The sequence below is a fragment of the Streptomyces sp. SudanB52_2052 genome, assembly GCF_964272415.1.
GTDB lineage: Bacteria > Actinomycetota > Actinomycetes > Streptomycetales > Streptomycetaceae > Streptomyces > Streptomyces olindensis.
In genome coordinates, this window is record NZ_OZ186796.1 from 5,013,758 (window position 1) to 5,028,280 (window position 14,523).

The 14,523-nt window shown below is 72.0% G+C and carries 15 protein-coding genes and 1 riboswitch; of the genes, 5 read left to right on the top strand and 10 right to left on the bottom strand.

All coding sequences use genetic code 11. From position 1 onward, the window contains the following. Positions 1-3: 3 nt before the first annotated feature. Together ACSUPV_RS22345 and ACSUPV_RS22350 are read right to left on the bottom strand one after the other, a co-directional pair. Entirely contained in the window at positions 4-516 is a 513-nt protein-coding gene (locus ACSUPV_RS22345) for a GNAT family N-acetyltransferase (RefSeq protein ID WP_436948333.1), read from the bottom strand. 92 nt (positions 517-608) lie between these two features. After that, complete coding sequence (locus ACSUPV_RS22350; protein WP_031113707.1) at positions 609-1,184, bottom strand: TerD family protein; 576 nt, start codon at positions 1,182-1,184, stop codon at positions 609-611. A gap of 159 nt (positions 1,185-1,343) precedes the next feature. Here ACSUPV_RS22350 and arfB point away from each other — a divergent pair, with 159 nt between their 5' ends. Beyond that, complete coding sequence (gene arfB / locus ACSUPV_RS22355; protein ID WP_436948335.1) at positions 1,344-1,781, top strand: alternative ribosome rescue aminoacyl-tRNA hydrolase ArfB; 438 nt, start codon at positions 1,344-1,346, stop codon at positions 1,779-1,781. A 55-nt stretch (positions 1,782-1,836) separates the two neighbouring features. On the opposite strand, the gene ACSUPV_RS22360 is transcribed toward arfB, so the two are convergent. After that, positions 1,837-2,304: a GNAT family N-acetyltransferase gene (locus tag ACSUPV_RS22360; protein ID WP_037759417.1), complete on the bottom strand. Its 468-nt coding sequence runs from the start codon at positions 2,302-2,304 to the stop codon at positions 1,837-1,839. 59 nt (positions 2,305-2,363) lie between these two features. Beyond that, a complete protein-coding gene (locus ACSUPV_RS22365) occupies positions 2,364-2,948 on the bottom strand; it encodes a flavin reductase family protein (RefSeq protein WP_031113703.1) in 585 nt (194 codons plus the stop codon). A 318-nt stretch (positions 2,949-3,266) separates the two neighbouring features. Between ACSUPV_RS22365 and cdgB the strand changes: the two genes are divergently transcribed. Both cdgB and ACSUPV_RS22375 read left to right on the top strand, forming a co-directional pair. Further along, positions 3,267-4,925, top strand: coding sequence for a diguanylate cyclase CdgB (gene cdgB / locus ACSUPV_RS22370; RefSeq protein ID WP_037759421.1), 1,659 nt, complete (start codon positions 3,267-3,269; stop codon positions 4,923-4,925). 119 nt (positions 4,926-5,044) lie between these two features. Then, a complete protein-coding gene (locus tag ACSUPV_RS22375; RefSeq protein WP_031113699.1) occupies positions 5,045-5,983 on the top strand; it encodes a CBM35 domain-containing protein in 939 nt (312 codons plus the stop codon). A 9-nt stretch (positions 5,984-5,992) separates the two neighbouring features. Here the strand turns inward: ACSUPV_RS22375 and ACSUPV_RS22380 are convergent, their stop codons facing one another. From ACSUPV_RS22380 to ACSUPV_RS22390, 3 genes are all read right to left on the bottom strand, one after another. Further along, positions 5,993-6,922 carry a 1-phosphofructokinase family hexose kinase gene (locus ACSUPV_RS22380; protein WP_436948338.1) on the bottom strand — a complete coding sequence of 310 codons (930 nt, stop codon included), beginning with the start codon at positions 6,920-6,922 and terminating at the stop codon, positions 5,993-5,995. A gap of 121 nt (positions 6,923-7,043) precedes the next feature. Next, positions 7,044-8,255: an N-acetylglucosamine-6-phosphate deacetylase gene (gene nagA / locus ACSUPV_RS22385; RefSeq protein WP_382613114.1), complete on the bottom strand. Its 1,212-nt coding sequence runs from the start codon at positions 8,253-8,255 to the stop codon at positions 7,044-7,046. Continuing rightward, complete coding sequence (locus tag ACSUPV_RS22390; protein ID WP_031113695.1) at positions 8,255-9,196, bottom strand: ROK family protein; 942 nt, start codon at positions 9,194-9,196, stop codon at positions 8,255-8,257. Before ACSUPV_RS22390 ends, nagA begins: the two co-directional genes overlap by 1 nt. Before the next feature lie 154 nt (positions 9,197-9,350). Here ACSUPV_RS22390 and ACSUPV_RS22395 point away from each other — a divergent pair, with 154 nt between their 5' ends. Both ACSUPV_RS22395 and ACSUPV_RS22400 read left to right on the top strand, forming a co-directional pair. Beyond that, on the top strand, positions 9,351-10,604 hold the full coding sequence (locus ACSUPV_RS22395) for an ABC transporter substrate-binding protein (RefSeq protein WP_031113694.1): 1,254 nt from the start codon (positions 9,351-9,353) through the stop codon (positions 10,602-10,604). Positions 10,605-10,639: 35 nt separating this feature from the next. After that, complete coding sequence (locus tag ACSUPV_RS22400) at positions 10,640-10,885, top strand: DUF3263 domain-containing protein (protein WP_031113692.1); 246 nt, start codon at positions 10,640-10,642, stop codon at positions 10,883-10,885. A gap of 17 nt (positions 10,886-10,902) precedes the next feature. Here ACSUPV_RS22400 and otsB read toward each other — a convergent pair whose 3' ends face one another. The 3 genes from otsB to ACSUPV_RS22415 all read right to left on the bottom strand — a co-directional run bounded on the left by otsB (position 10,903) and on the right by ACSUPV_RS22415 (position 14,202). Continuing rightward, positions 10,903-11,745 carry a trehalose-phosphatase gene (gene otsB / locus ACSUPV_RS22405; protein WP_436948341.1) on the bottom strand — a complete coding sequence of 281 codons (843 nt, stop codon included), beginning with the start codon at positions 11,743-11,745 and terminating at the stop codon, positions 10,903-10,905. Further along, positions 11,742-13,184: an alpha,alpha-trehalose-phosphate synthase (UDP-forming) gene (locus ACSUPV_RS22410; protein WP_436948343.1), complete on the bottom strand. Its 1,443-nt coding sequence runs from the start codon at positions 13,182-13,184 to the stop codon at positions 11,742-11,744. The genes otsB and ACSUPV_RS22410 overlap by 4 nt, the downstream gene beginning before the upstream one ends. 73 nt (positions 13,185-13,257) lie before the next feature. Next, on the bottom strand, positions 13,258-14,202 hold the full coding sequence (locus ACSUPV_RS22415) for a glucosyl-3-phosphoglycerate synthase (protein ID WP_382613125.1): 945 nt from the start codon (positions 14,200-14,202) through the stop codon (positions 13,258-13,260). A gap of 155 nt (positions 14,203-14,357) precedes the next feature. Continuing rightward, positions 14,358-14,513, top strand: a riboswitch (SAM riboswitch). Positions 14,514-14,523: the final 10 nt, after the last annotated feature.

Genomic DNA, 14,523 nt, shown 5'->3' on the forward strand with positions numbered 1-14,523 from the left:
CCCCTACGGCGCGACCAGCGGCTTGCGCAGCACCGCGCACGGGCGGTCCAGCCGGCGGTCCCGGCGGTCGTCGATGGTCGCGTAGCCGAGGGCGGTCCAGAAGGCGAGGGCCTTCGGGTTGTTCGCCAGGACGGCGAGGCGTACGGCCGTCCGGCCGGCCTGGCGGAAGCGGTCCTCCACGAGGGTGGCCAGGCGGCGGCCGTGGCCCTGGCCCTGCAAGGTCGCGTCCACCATCAGCAGGCCGATCCACGGGTCCGGGTCGGCGGGGTCCGGGTGGTGGGCGAGGGTGACGGCGATGCCGATCAGGCGGCCGAAGCTGCGGGCGAGCAGGATCTCCGTGCCGGGCTGTTCCCACTCCTCGGCGAGGGCGGCCGCGACCTGCTCGGGGCGGATGTCCTTCGGGTCGGGGAAGTCGCCGGTGAGGGTGTGGAACTCGTGGTGGGAGGCGTAGAGGGCGGTCAGCTCCGCGAGGAGGGAGTCACCCAGGGGGGCCATGGGCAAGGGGTCGAGGATCACGTGGGGAACGTATCCCGGGTGGGCCCCCGGAAGGCGAAGCCCCCGGGCCCGTCACCGCGGCCGGGGGCTCCACACGTGGACGGAGGCGTCCGTCAGACGTTCACGCCGAAGTCCTGGGCGATGCCGACCAGGCCCGAGGCGTAGCCCTGGCCGACCGCGCGGAACTTCCACTCGGCGCCGTTGCGGTACAGCTCGCCGAAGACCATGGCCGTCTCCGTGGCGGCGTCCTCCGACAGGTCGTAGCGGGCGATCTCGGCGCCGCCGGCCTGGTTGACGATGCGGATGTAGGCGTTGCGGACCTGGCCGAAGTTCTGCGAGCGGTTCTCGGCGTCGTAGATCGAGACCGGGAAGACGATCTTGTCGATGTCGGCCGGGAGGGCGGCGAGGTTGACGTTGATCGCCTCGTCGTCGCCGGCGCCCTCACCCGTGCGGTTGTCACCGGTGTGGACGATGGAGTTGTCCGGGGTCTGCTTGTTGTTGAAGAAGACGAAGTGGGCGTCCGAGTAGACCTTGCCCTGGTTGTTGACCGCGATCGCGGAGGCGTCGAGGTCGAAGTCCGTGCCGGTGGTGGTGCGGACGTCCCAGCCGAGGCCCACGGTGACGGCGGTCAGGCCCGGAGCCTCCTTGGTGAGCGAGACGTTGCCACCCTTGGACAGGCTTACAGCCATTGTTGGGAGTCCCTTCCCTCGTTTACATGCGGCAAAGAAGCTGCGGAAATGAAGCTACAGCTACCCCCATGAACGTGGAGAGGGGTACGCGAGGTTCCAGGTCCTTTACTTTCTTTACCCGCGATATTCGGGTGACGTGGACCGGACAGGAGCGGGAACATGGACGGCATGTCCGGTCCCCATGTCATCCGCGGCTCCGTCTCCCTGCCCGAGGCCGAGCTCATGTGGCGTTTCTCGCGGTCGTCCGGGCCGGGCGGGCAGCACGTCAACACCAGCGACTCCAAGGTCGAGCTGAGCTTCGACCTGGCCGGGACCGACGCCCTGCCCCCGGTGTGGAAGCAGCGGGCGCTGGAGCGGCTCGCCGGGCGCCTGGTCGACGGCGTCGTCACCGTACGGTCCTCCGAGCACCGCTCCCAGTGGCGCAACCGCGAGGCCGCCGCCGTACGGCTCGCCGCGCTCCTCGCCGAGGCCACCGCACCCCCGCCCAAGCCCCGCAGGCCGACCCGCATCCCGCGCGGCATCAACGAACGCCGGCTGCGGGAGAAGAAGCAGCGCTCGGAGACGAAGCGGGGGCGCTCCCCGCAGAACTGGAACTAGACCGGACCGCAGCCGGACCGGACCGCAGCCGGACCGGACCGGAGCCAGACCGGAGCTAGACCAGCTCACGCACCCCGACCGTCTCGCCTTCCGTCGTCTCCCCGTTCGGCCGGAAGCCGAGCCCCAGGTAGAAGCCCTCCGGGCCGTCGGACCCCGGGTGCCAGGAGACGTAGAACTCCTTGGTGCCCCGTCGGCGGAGTTCCTCCGCGACCGACTCGACGGCGAACCGGCCGTACCCCCTGCCCTGCTCCCCGGCCGCGATGTTCAGCCGCCACAGGCCCGAGCGGCGGACGCTGCCGTCCTCGTACCAGTCGATGTCCAGGAAGGCCATCAGGAAGCCCACCGGGCGGTCCCCGTCGACGATCAGGCGGGGCCAGGCGACACCGGGGTGGACGTACGCCTCCGCGAGCGACTTCACGACCGGGGCGACCGCGTGCTCCTGGTCGGGGCGGACGCGGATGCCGAGGGCGGCTTCGAGGTTCGCCGGGGTGATCTCTTCGAGGCGCGGGCCGGTCGTGGTCATGCGCGCACCCTAGGCGGGCGGCTCAGCGCCCGGCCAATGGTTTCTTCAAGCCACGGGTTTCAGCTCAACTGCCGGTAGCGGCCCCGGAAGTACGTCAGCGGGCCGCCCTCCGCGCTGGGCACGCGGGCGGTCAGGACGCGGCCGATCACCAGGGTGTGGTCGCCGGCCGGTACGCGCTGCTCGGTGCGGCACTCCAGCACGGCCAGGGCGCCGCCCACCAGGGGCGCGCCGGTGTACTCGCCGCGGGTGTACGGGATGTCGGCGAACAGCAGCCGGTCGCTGACGCGGCCCTTCATGGCGAAACGGCCGGCGATGTGCCGCTGACTCTCGGACAGCACCGAGACCGCCCACAGCTCCTGCTCCTCCAGCAGCTCGTCCATGCGGGAGCCGTTGCGCAGGCTCACCAGCGCCAGGGGCGGGTCGAGGGACACCGACATGAAGGCCGTGGCTGTCATGCCCACGTCCTCACCGCTCGGCGCGCCGGGGTCGTCCGGGTCGAGCGGCGGCTCCTGGGCGGTCACCAGGACCACGCCCGAGGCCAGCCGGGACATGGCGGCGCGGAACTCGTCGTTGCTCACCCCCTCAGCATGCCCGGAGGCGGGCCTCGGAATGATCGGCGACGTGGCAGGGGGAGTGTTCGACACACCAGAGACGCTAATCTCCGTCCGGCACGCCCCGCATCGGGCTCCCGCCCGATCACGGTCCTAGGACTCCCGACGGACACCTGGGAAATAGATGTGCGCAACCTGACAAAGTTTGCGTTCGGTAGGCGCACGTGAAGAACGCAGAAACTCCACTCAATTGTTCAGGTTTGCCTGTGACTTGAGTCACAAGGGGCAGGAATTGTTGACCCTGTGTACCGAGTGGGCAGCGCGCTGTGATTCAGTGGCGGGGAAGCTGCCAGGACGATACGCCGATGAGAACCCTTGATTCGCTGCGAGGTACTCGGGGGGAGGGCGAGCATGGAGACCGAGTCGGAGCCCTACGTCCGTCTTGCGTCCCTGCGACAACTGCACCAGGTCATGGCCGACATGAACACGGCCCGCAGCCTGGCGGACACACTGCAGACCGTCGCCGAGGGCGTCGTCGCCGCCCTCGGGTACGAGCTGGCGTGCGTGAACCTCGTACGGCCGGACGGCGACCTCGTCGTCGCCGCCTTCGCCGGGAACCCGGCGGCCGAGGCCCTCATCACCGGCCGCGTCGGCTCGCGCGAGTCCTGGGAGCGCCGCCTCGGCATGGGTGAGCACTGGGGCGACCTGGTGTTCATACCGCACACCGAGGGCTGGGTCCTCGACGACGACGACGTCCCGCAGTGGTACACCGACGGCCCCGCCCCCCGCTTCGAGGACGAGTGGCACCCGGCCGACCGGCTCTTCGCACCCATGTACGCGCCCGCCCCGAAGGGCAGCGGGACGTGCGGCGAGCTGATCGGCGTGCTCTCCGTGGACCGGCCGCGCAACGGCCGCCGGCCCGGCGCCTGGGGCCGCGAGGCGCTCCAGATGTACGCCTTCCAGGCCGCCATCGCGATCAGCAACGCCCGGCTGCGCGCCAACATGCAACGCGCCCTGGTCCGGCTGGAGCGCGAGCAGCAGGCCCTGCGGGCGAGCGAGGAAAGCTTCAGGCAGGCCTTCGAGTACGCCCCGTCCGGCATGGCCATCGCCGAGATGGGCGGCGACCAGCACGGCCGGATCCTGCGCACCAACGACGCCCTGTGCCGGCTGCTGGGCCGCCCGGCCTCCGCGATGCGCCGCTACTCGTTCTCCGACCTGGTCCACCCCGAGGACATAGGCACGCTGCTGCGGACCTCCGCCGAGGGCGGCCGCGCCGAGCTCCGCCTGGGCCGCCGGGACGGCACGTACGTCTGGGTCAGCCTGCGCAACAGCGTCGTCGCGGACGCCGCCGACGGCCCGCGCTTCCTCCTGACCCACGTCGAGGACATCGAGGAGCGCAAGCGCCGCGAGCTCCAGCTCGCCCACCGCGCCTCCCACGACTCGCTCACCGGCCTGCCGAACTCCGCGGAGCTGCGCGCCCGGCTGTCCGCGCGCCTGTGCCAGCGCGCGACCCCGCACTCCGCCGTCGCGGAGTCCCACGACGCCGCCTACGGCCACCCGGCCTTCGACGTGGTCGGGCCCGGCTTCGACTACCGGCAGGGCGCCGAGCGGTACGACGCCTACGACCACCACGTGCACACCGTCGCCCCGGACGGCGACCACGACGACGGCACCAAGGGCCTCGCCGTGCTCTTCTGTGACCTCGACGGCTTCAAGTCGATCAACGACCGGTTCGGGCACAACGCGGGTGACGCGGTGCTCATCGAGGTCGCCCGGCGGCTGAGCAACGGCGTGCGCGACGGCGACACGGTCGCCCGGCTCGGGGGTGACGAATTCGTCATCCTGGCCGACGGGCTCGGCCGGGCCGACGCGCAGGACCTCGCGGTCCGCCTCCGCAACGAGATCATCCAGCCCATCCGCGCCGAGGGCCGGGCCGTCCGGGTCGGCGCCAGCTTCGGCATCGGATGGGCACACTGTGGAATGACGGCGGACGAAGTGTTGAAATCCGCTGACGAGCGGATGTACGTCGAGAAACGATCTCGTCCCAAACAACACAGACGCGCGGGGTGAACCCCAGGTCAGCGAGTTGATGCGGTCTGAGTCACCCGTTTGGGTCACTGGGAGCGGGTAGGCTCGCCCTCTCACCACCCGTACCGCATCGCACCGCACCTGACTGAGGAGACCAAGGGATGACGCCCGGCAACAACGGCGCGAGCACGCCCGAGGACGACGACCCGTTCGGCTATCTCTACGCCGACGGGCAGGCCAACGGAGCCCAGCCGCCGTCCGGGGGCTACGGCTACCCGAACTCGGTCAACCGGGTGCGAGCGGTCGGCACGCGCCAGTACGGCCAGCAGCCGCAGAGCGCGCAGACGGCGCCGTACGGGCAGGTCCCGCAGCAGCAGGGCGCCTACGGCCGGCCGAACGCGCACTACGCGGCGCCGGAGACGTTGCCGGGCGGCGCCCCCACCACCCAGACGGCGATGCCGTCCGGCGGCGGAGGCGGCCGGGGCGGTCGCGGGCCCAACACCAAGGGCCTGCTGATCGGCGCGATCGCGGTGGTCGCCGCGGTCGTCATCGGCATCGGCGTGGCCATTCTGAGCGGCGACAAGGACAAGGGCGACGCGGACAACGCGTCGGGCACGACCCCGACCCAGTCCGAGGAACCGAAGCCGAGCCCTTCGGCCAGCAAGAGCGGAGCGGCCCAGGCCGAGCTCCCCAAGATCGACGCGAAGGCGCTGCGACTCAGCCCCGGTGTGACGACGGCGTCGGACATCAAGGGCGCGAAGGCCGACGGCGGCGTCTACGTGACGGGCTTCAACCAGGTCGGCGCCAAGGTCACCTGGACGGTGAACGGCATCGACAAGAAGGGCACCTACCGGCTCTACGTCCGCTACGGCATCCCGGGCGTGGACGCCAACGCGACGCTGCTGGTCAACGGCGAGGCCCAGTCCCGCCCCGTGAACATGAAGAACTTCGGCGGGCTGCCCAAGGGAGACTGGGAAAAGGGCTGGCAGGAGACGTGGTCCAACGTCAACCTGACCAAGGGCACCAACACCATCGAGCTCGCCTGCAACGAGGGCAACCAGTGCGACGCGGTGCTCGACCAGCTGTGGCTGCAGAAGTGAGCGCTGCACTCACGCCGCGCTGACCTCCCCGGAGACCGACACCCTCCCCAGCAGCTCCTCGTACACCCCCCGGTCGAACTCCCCGGCCGCCGGTGCCGCCACCGTCGCCGTGGACAGGGCCGTCGCGCGGGTCAGGCGGTCCGGCCAGGGGAGGTGTTCCACCAGGGCCGACAGCAGGCCCGCGACCGCGGAGTCGCCGGCGCCTGTCGGGTTGCCGCGGAGAGGGGACGGTGGCGTGGCGCGCCAGCGGCCCTCTCGGGTGGCGGCGAGGAGGCCCTCCGGGCCGAGGGACGCGACCACCGCGCCGGCGCCCCGGCGGCGGGCGTCCTGGGTGGCGCGCAGGGGCTCGTGGGAGCCCGTCAGCTCCGCCAGTTCGTCCGCGTTCGGCTTGATGATGTCCGGGCGGGCCGCGACGCCCCGCCGCAGCGGTTCGCCGCTGGTGTCCAACAGGACCGGGACGCCCGCGGCTCGTGCCGTGCGGACCAGGCCCGCGTACGCGCCCACCGGCACGCCCGGCGGCAGGCTGCCGCACAGGGCCACGGCGGAGACCCCGTGGAGCAGGTCCCCGTAGGCATCCTGGAAGGCCGACCATTCGAGGGGCGTGACCGTCGGGCCCGGTTCGTTCAGCTGGGTCGTGTCGCCGGTCCGGTCGTCCACCACCGCGATGGTCCGCCGGGTCGCGCCCGCGACCGGCACCAGGGCGTCCGCCACACCGGGGACCGCCGCCAGCTTCTCCTGCACGACCCGGCCCGTCGCCCCGCCCGTGAAACCCGTCACCGTCACCTCGTGGCCGAGCGCCGCGAGGACCCGGGCCACGTTGAGACCCTTGCCGCCCGGTCGTTCCGTCACCTCGGAGACGCGGTGGGAGGCGTGCGGCGTGAGGGATCGCACGCGGTAGGTGATGTCGAGAGCGGTGTTCAGCGTCACCGTGAGGATCACCTGGGCCGACCTCCCCCGAGAACGCGCTCGCCGTCTGGTATTCCGAAAGCACGATCATGCCAAAGAGACGGCGGTCGGCCCAGTCCTGGCGTCGGCCACCGTCTCTCGACTGCGGGATGGATCAACCCAGTTGGGGACCGACCACCCATTCGCCCCGGCGCATCACGCCCTTCAGCTCGAAATCGGCGTCCAGCAGGACCAGGTCGGCGTCCTTGCCGGGTTCCAGGGAGCCGATCCGGTCGGACATGCCGAGCAGGCGGGCGGGGGTCGCCGAGAGTGCCTGCACCGCGTCCTCGACGGACAGGCCGTCGACCGTGACCGCCCGTTGGAAGGCACGGTCCAGGGTGAGGGTCGAGCCGGCGATCGTGCCGTCCGACGCGAGACGGGCCACGCCGTCGGCGACCTCCACCTCCAGCGGGCCGAGCCAGTAGCGTCCGTCGCCGAAACCGGCCGCGTCCATCGCGTCCGTGATGAACGCCACCCGGCGTGCGCCCGCGCGGTGGAAGGCCAGCTGGAGCGCGGCGGGGTGCAGGTGCGTGCCGTCGTTGATCAGCTCGACGGTGATCCGGTCGTCCTCCAGGAGTGCCGCGATCGGGCCGGGGGTGCGGTGGCCGAGCGGCGGCATCGCGTTGAAGAGGTGGGTGGCGACCGTGGCGCCCGCGTCGATGGCCTCGACCGTCTGCTCGTACGTCGCGTCCGTGTGGCCGATCGCCGCGATCACGCCGTGTTCGGCCAGCAGGCGTACGGAGTCGGTGCCGCCGGGCAGTTCGGTGGCGAGCGTCACCATCCTGGCCTGGCCGCGTGACGCGTCGAGCAGCTTGCGGACGTCCGCGGGGCGTGGGTCACGCAGGAGGTCCTCGGCGTGGGCGCCCTTGCGGCAGGGGGAGATGAACGGGCCCTCGAAGTGGATGCCGGCGATCTCGCCCTGCTCGGCGAGTTCGCTGAGCAGGCCCGCGCGCCGGGTGAGGAAGTCCATGTCGCCGGTGACGGTGGAGGCGACCAGGGTGGTCGTGCCGTGCAGGCGGTGGGTGTGGATGCCCTTGAGGATGTCGTCGACGGAGCCGGAGGTGAAGGAGGCCCCGCCGCCGCCGTGGTTGTGGATGTCCACGAAGCCGGGGACCACGTAGTGGCCGGTTACGTCGATGAACTGGGCGTTTGCCGGGGCTGTGCGGCCGATGCGGGTGCCGTCGATGATCAGCTGCCCGTTGTGGACCGTTTCTGGGGGAAGTACCACCGTCGCGCCGGTGAGGACCGTGGGCCGCGCGGCCGTCGCGGGGTGCGGGTGTGTCGTGGCTGGTCGCGCAGTTCCCCGCGCCCCTGAGTCGGCTCCCATCAGGGCGTTACCTCCGAACGGTCGGTCGATGACAGAAGATCCCAGGCGAGCAGGCCCGCTCCCAGACAACCGGCGCTGTCCCCCAGGGCCGCGGGGACGATCGGTGGCTGCTTCTGGAAGGTGATGCGGCTGCGGATCGCCTCCCGCAGCGGCGTGAACAGGGTTTCGCCCGCCTCCGCCAGTCCGCCGCCGATGATCAGGGTGCGGGGGTCCAGGAGGGTGAGGGCCGTGACCAGGCCGTCGGCCAGGGCGTCCACGGCCTGCCGCCAGACCGCGAGGGCCCGGGGGTCGCCGGCGTCCACCGCCTTCGCGCAGTCCGCCGCGTCCGCGCCTGGGGTGCCCGAGGCCGCGGCCCAGGCCTCGCTGACGGCCGCGGCCGAGGCGAAGCGCTCCAGGCAGCCGCGCTGGCCGCAGGGGCAGGGGGCCCCGCCGGGGCGTACGACGATGTGGCCGATCTCGCCCGCGAAGCCGTGCGCGCCCGCCTCCACCCGGCCGTCGACGCCGATGGCGCCCGCGATGCCGGTGCCCAGCGCCACGAACAGGAAGCGGTCGGCGCCCCGGCCGGCGCCCACCCGGCCCTCGGCGAGGCCGCCGGTGCGCACGTCGTGGCCGAGGGCGACCGGGACGCCCAGCCGCTCCGCCAGCAGGTCGCGCAGCGGGACGTCGCGCCAGCCGAGGTTCGCCGCGTAGGCGGCGACGCCGCGCGCCTCGTCGACGATGCCGGGGACGGCCACGCCGGCGGCGGACGCGGGCGTGCCGAAGTGCTCGGTGCCGTACGCGTGCAGCTCGGCGGCGAAGTCGAGGATGCCCGCGACCACGGCGTCCGGCCCCTGGGCGCGTCCGGTGGCCCGGCGGGCCCGGTGCAGGACCTCGCCCTCCGGCCCGGCCAGGGCGGCCTTCATTCCGGTGCCGCCCACGTCGAGGGCGATGACATGTCTCACGGAGAACAGTGTGACCCGGGGACCCGCGAGAGGTCTAGTCCACTCGCGTGGTGTAGACCTTAATCCGGATATCGAAAAGTTTCGGGTGGCGGAGCACGCCTGAGTGTGGCGCGGACGCCAGGGTTGGGGAAGAACAGCGGTGCAGCGGCGGCGGATGGCAGGAACGATCGCGGTGGTGTCCGCACTGGGCATGACGGCGGTCCTCGGCGGCTGCGGAGTCACGGGCGGTTCCGCCGACGTGACCCTGAAGCTGGTCGCCGCCGACTACGGCGACAGTGCGGCCAACAGCTCCCAGAAGTACTGGGACAAGCTCGTCCGGGAGTACGAGGCGGACAACCCCGGCGTCAGCATCGACGTCAGCGTCTACTCCTGGAACGACGTCGACCGCAAGGTCAGGGAGATGGTCTCCGCCGGTGACCCGCCGGACATGGCGCAGATCGGCGCGTACGCCGACTACGCGGCGCAGAACCAGCTCTACAAGGCCGACGACCTGCTCTCCATACCCGTGCAGGCCGACTTCGTCGGGCAGCTGGCCTCCGCCGGCCAGGTCAAGGGCGTGCAGTACGGCATGCCGTTCGCCTCCTCCACGCGCGTGCTCTTCTACAACAAGGCCCTCTTCGCCAAGGCCGGCATCACCCCGCCCAAGACGTGGGACGACCTGGCCGACGACGCCGAGGCGCTCAAGGCCGAGGGCGTGAAGTACCCCTACGCGCTGCCCCTCGGCCCGGAGGAGGCGCAGGCCGAGACCATGCAGTGGATGCTCAGCGGCGGGGGCGGCTACACCGACAGCGTCGACAGCTACGGCATCGACTCCCCGGAGAACATCGACACCTTCTCCTGGCTGAAGGAGGAACTGGTCGGCAAGGACCTGACCGGGCCGGTCGCGCCGGGCGAGCTCAACCGGGCCGACGCGTTCGCCGCCTTCGCCAAGGGCGAGGTCGGCATGCTCAACGGCCACCCCTCCCTGATGAAGATCGCCGCCAAGAAGGGCGTCGAGTACGGGATGGTGCCGATGCCGGGCAAGGAGGGCACGAGCAAGTCCACGCTCGGTGTCGCCGACTGGATGACGGCCTTCAAGAAGAACGGCCACCGCGACCAGATCGGCGACTTCCTCGACTTCGTCTACAGCGAGAAGAACGTGCTGGCCTTCTCCCGCGAGTACGATCTGCTGCCGGTCACCGCCTCCGCGTCCGCGACCATGACCGCATCCGACCGGGACCGGCACCTCCGGCCGTTCCTGGAGGAGCTGCTCACCTCCGAGCTCTACCCGGTCGGCAAGACCTCCTGGGCCGATGTCAGCGCCCAGATCAAGCAGCAGATCGGCAAGGCGGTCGCCCCCGGCGGCAGCCCCTCGGGCGTCCTGGGCCACCTCCAGGCGGTGGCGGCCCGGGCGGAGAGCGCCGAGTAGTCCCGCTGTCGGTGCCAGGGGTTACCGTGCCGGGCATGGACGAGGAGACCGACCAGGCCCGGCTCGGGCGCGCGGAGCAGGACATCCTCGCGCTCGAACGCCGGGGCTTCACCGGCCCCGGCGCGAAGGAACGGGCCATACGCGAGGAGCTGGGCCTCGCCCCCGTGCGCTACTACCAGCTCCTCAACGCCCTGCTGGACGACCCCCGGGCCCTGGCCCACGACCCGGTGACGGTCAACCGACTGCGCCGGATACGGGACAGACGCCGGGCGGAACGCTGAAGGGCGGACCCGGGCGCTCAGTCCAGCCGTTCCGCCAGCGCGGCGAGCAGCGCTACGACGCCCTCCGGGCCGTCCACCACCAGGTCCGCGCGTTCCCGCAGCTCGGTCACCTCGTCGCTGCCGCTGCACACCAGCAGGCCCGGGGTGCCGTCGGAGCGGAGCGCGTCCACCGCCGCGTAGGCGGGCAGGTCGCCCAGGTCGTCGCCGGCGTAGAGGACGGACCCGGCGCCGATCTCCCGGGCGAAGTCGCTCAGGGCGACGCCCTTGTCCATGCCGGGCGGGCGGAGTTCGAGGACCATGCGGCCGGGCTCGACGATCAGGCCGTGCCGGGTCGCCAGGTCGGTGAGCGGCGAGCGGAGTGCCTCGAAGGCGGCCTGGGGGTCGGGGGCCCGGCGGGTGTGCACGGCCACGGCCCGGCCCTTGTCCTCCACCCAGGTCCCGCTCCCTTCGAGCAGCCCGGGCAGCTCGGCGCGGACGGCTTCGACGCCGGGGTGCGGTGCGGGCGCGGTGATCTCGCCGCTGCGGGCGTCCCACCGCTCGGCGCCGTAGTGCCCGAGTACGACCAGGTGCTCAAGCCCCGGCACGTCCGCGAAGGCGCCGTTGCGTACCGCGACCTCGGCGGGCCGGCCCGTGACCACCGCCACGGCGGCCACCTTCGGCGCGAGCGCGGCCAGCGCCGGCACCGCCTCCGGGTGAGCCCGGGCCCGCTCCGGGTCGGCCACGATCGGCGCGAGGGTCCCGTCGAAGTCGAGGCCGATCAGGGCCTTGCCGGGTCCGGCGAGGAGCGCGTCGAGGCCCTCCTGTCCGGCCCGGGTGCGGGGCGTGGGCAGCGGCCGGGCCGCCGGAGTCGTGCCGCTCATCCCCGCAACGCCTCCAGCTGGTCCACGAACCACTGCGCGGGCGGCAGTGCCGTGGCCGCCGCCGCCAGCCGCTTGCTCCGCTCGGCGCGCTCCTCCGGGCCCATCGACAGGGCCTCGTGCAGGGCCGTCGCCGTGCCCGTGATGTCGTAGGGGTTGACCGTGATCGCGTCCTCGCCCAGTTCCTCGTACGCCCCGGCCTCCCTGGACAGCACCAGCGCGCAGCCCGCGTCGGAGACGACCGGGACCTCCTTGGCGACCAGGTTCATGCCGTCCCGGATGGGGTTGACCAGCGCCACGTCGGCCAGCCGGTACGCGGCCAGGGAGCGGGCGAAGTCGTCCTTCACGTGCAGGACGACCGGTGTCCAGCCGGGCGTCCCGAACTCGGCGTTGATCTCGTCCGCCAGCCGCTGCACCTCGGCCGTGTAGTCCCGGTACACCGCGAGGTCCTGCCGCGAGGGATAGGCGAAGGCGACGTGCACCACGCGCTCGCGCCACTCGCCGTGGGCTTCGAGGAGCCGCCGGTAGGCCAGCAGCCCGCGCACGATGTTCTTCGACAGCTCCGTGCGGTCGACCCGGACGATCGTGCGGCGGTCCTCGCCGATCTCCTCCCGGAGCGCGGCCATCCGCTCCTCGACGTCCTGCTCGTGGGACCGCTTGCGCAGGAAGTCGGCGTCGGCGCCCAGCCCGTGCACCCCGATCCGCGTGCCGCCGAGCCCGCCCGCGAACCGCTCGGCGCACGCGACGAAGGCGTCCGCCCAGCGCTGCGTGAGGAAGCCCAGCCGGTCCGCGCCCAGCATGCCGCGCAGCACCTGCCCGGCCACGTCGTCCGGCAGCATCCGGAAGTACTCGGGCGGTGCCCACGGCGTGTGCGAGAAGTGGCCGATCCTCAGGTCCGGGCGCAGCTCGCGGAGCATGCCCGGCACCAGCGTCAGGTGGTAGTCCTGCACGACGACCGCCGCGCCCTGCGCCGCCTCCTCGGCCAGCGCCTCGGCGAACGCCCGGTTGTACGTCTCGTAGGACGCCCACTGGCGCCGGAACTCCGCGTCGAAGACCGGCTCCAGCGGCGTCTGGTACAGCATGTGGTGCACGAACCACAGGACGGAGTTGGCGATGCCGTTGTAGGCGTCGGCGTGCACGTCGGCCGGGATGTCCAGCATCCGCACGCCGTCCTCTCCCGCCCGTCGCCCGCCGCCACCCCTCTGCGGAGGGGCCTCCGGCCCCGCCCCTACGATTCCGCGGCGGACCGCCTCCCGGTCGCCGTCGGACAGCGCCGAGCACACCCACAGCGCGTCCGCGTCCGACCCGATCGCGGACAGCCCCGAGACCAGTCCGCCACCGCCCCGCTTGGCGTTCAGCGAACCGTCCTCGCCCACCGCGTAGGAGACCGGACCGCGGTTGGAGGCCACCAGCACTCGTGCAGCACCGTACGTCGAAGCCATACGCCTCAACCTAGCCCGGCCTGTAAACGCTCAAACGTACGGACCTGCCGCGTCCGGCCGAAAACGACCCCGGTCAGGCCGCCTTCCGCTCCTGGTACTCGGCGATCTCCACCATCGGCGGACGTTCCTCGGTGTCGACCGAGTACGTCCGCGGCTCGAAGCCGTCCCCGCCCCGCTCGAACTGGGTCAGGGACGGCCGGATCAGGTGCCCGCGGGCCAGCCGCAGCTGGGCCGTGCGGTAGATCGCGGCGGCCATCCGGCCCAGCGCCTGCCCGTCCTGGTGCCGGTGCTTGCGCACGCCGACGTCCACCTGGGCGAGGGCGTCCAGCCCCACCAGGTGCAGGGCGTCCACCAGCATGCCCAGCTCGACGCCGTACCCGACGGGGAACGGCAACTGCTCCAGCAGTGAGCGGCGGGCCGCGTACTCCCCGCCGAGCGGCTGCACGAAGCCGGCCAGCTGCGGCCAGTGCATGTTCAGCAGCGGGCGCGCCATGAGTTCCGTGACCCGGCCGCCCTGCCCGGCCGCGCCGCCCAGCGGACGGTCGTACATGCCCTTGACCAGGTCCACGTCCGGCTCGGTGAGCAGCGGGCCCACGATCCCGGAGACGAAGTCGGACGAGAAGTCCCTCAGGTCGGCGTCGATGAAGCAGACGATGTCCCCGCGTGTGACGAGCAGCGAGCGCCACAGCACCTCGCCCTTGCCGGGCACCGCGGGCAGCCGGGGGAGGATGGTGTCCCGGTGCACCACCGTCGCGCCCGCGGCGGCGGCCACCTCCGACGTGCGGTCGGTCGACCCCGAGTCGACGACGACCAGCTCGTCGACGAGCGGGACCTGCCGCATCAGGTCGTGGCGGATGACGGCGGCGATGTCGCCGACCGTCTCCTCCTCGTTGAGCGCGGGCAGCACGACGCTGACCGTCTGGCCCGTGCGCTGCTTGGCGGCCAGGATCCGGTGGAGCGGACGCTCGGTCGCGGACCAGGAACGGGTGCTCAGCCAGCGCTCGACTTCTTCCAGCACCGTGGCGGCTCCTTAGCGTTCTCTCGGCGGGACGGACTGTGAGCCATCTCGCGGTTCGGACGACTATCTCAAGGGTCCTGGTCGTCGGTTACAGTCTTGAACAACGCGGATGACCATCGCATGTCCGGGGTCAACCGTCGTTTACAACCACATACAGCTCATCCAGAGGGGCAGAGGGATACGGCCCGATGAAGCCCCGGCAACCCTCCAGTCGGTACTCGTAGGTCACTGGCGACCACAGCGCGAGGCTCCCGGCTAGGGAAGGTGCCAAATCCGTCTCACGGCGAGATGCGTCGTGAGGAAGATGAGGAGAAAGGGCCT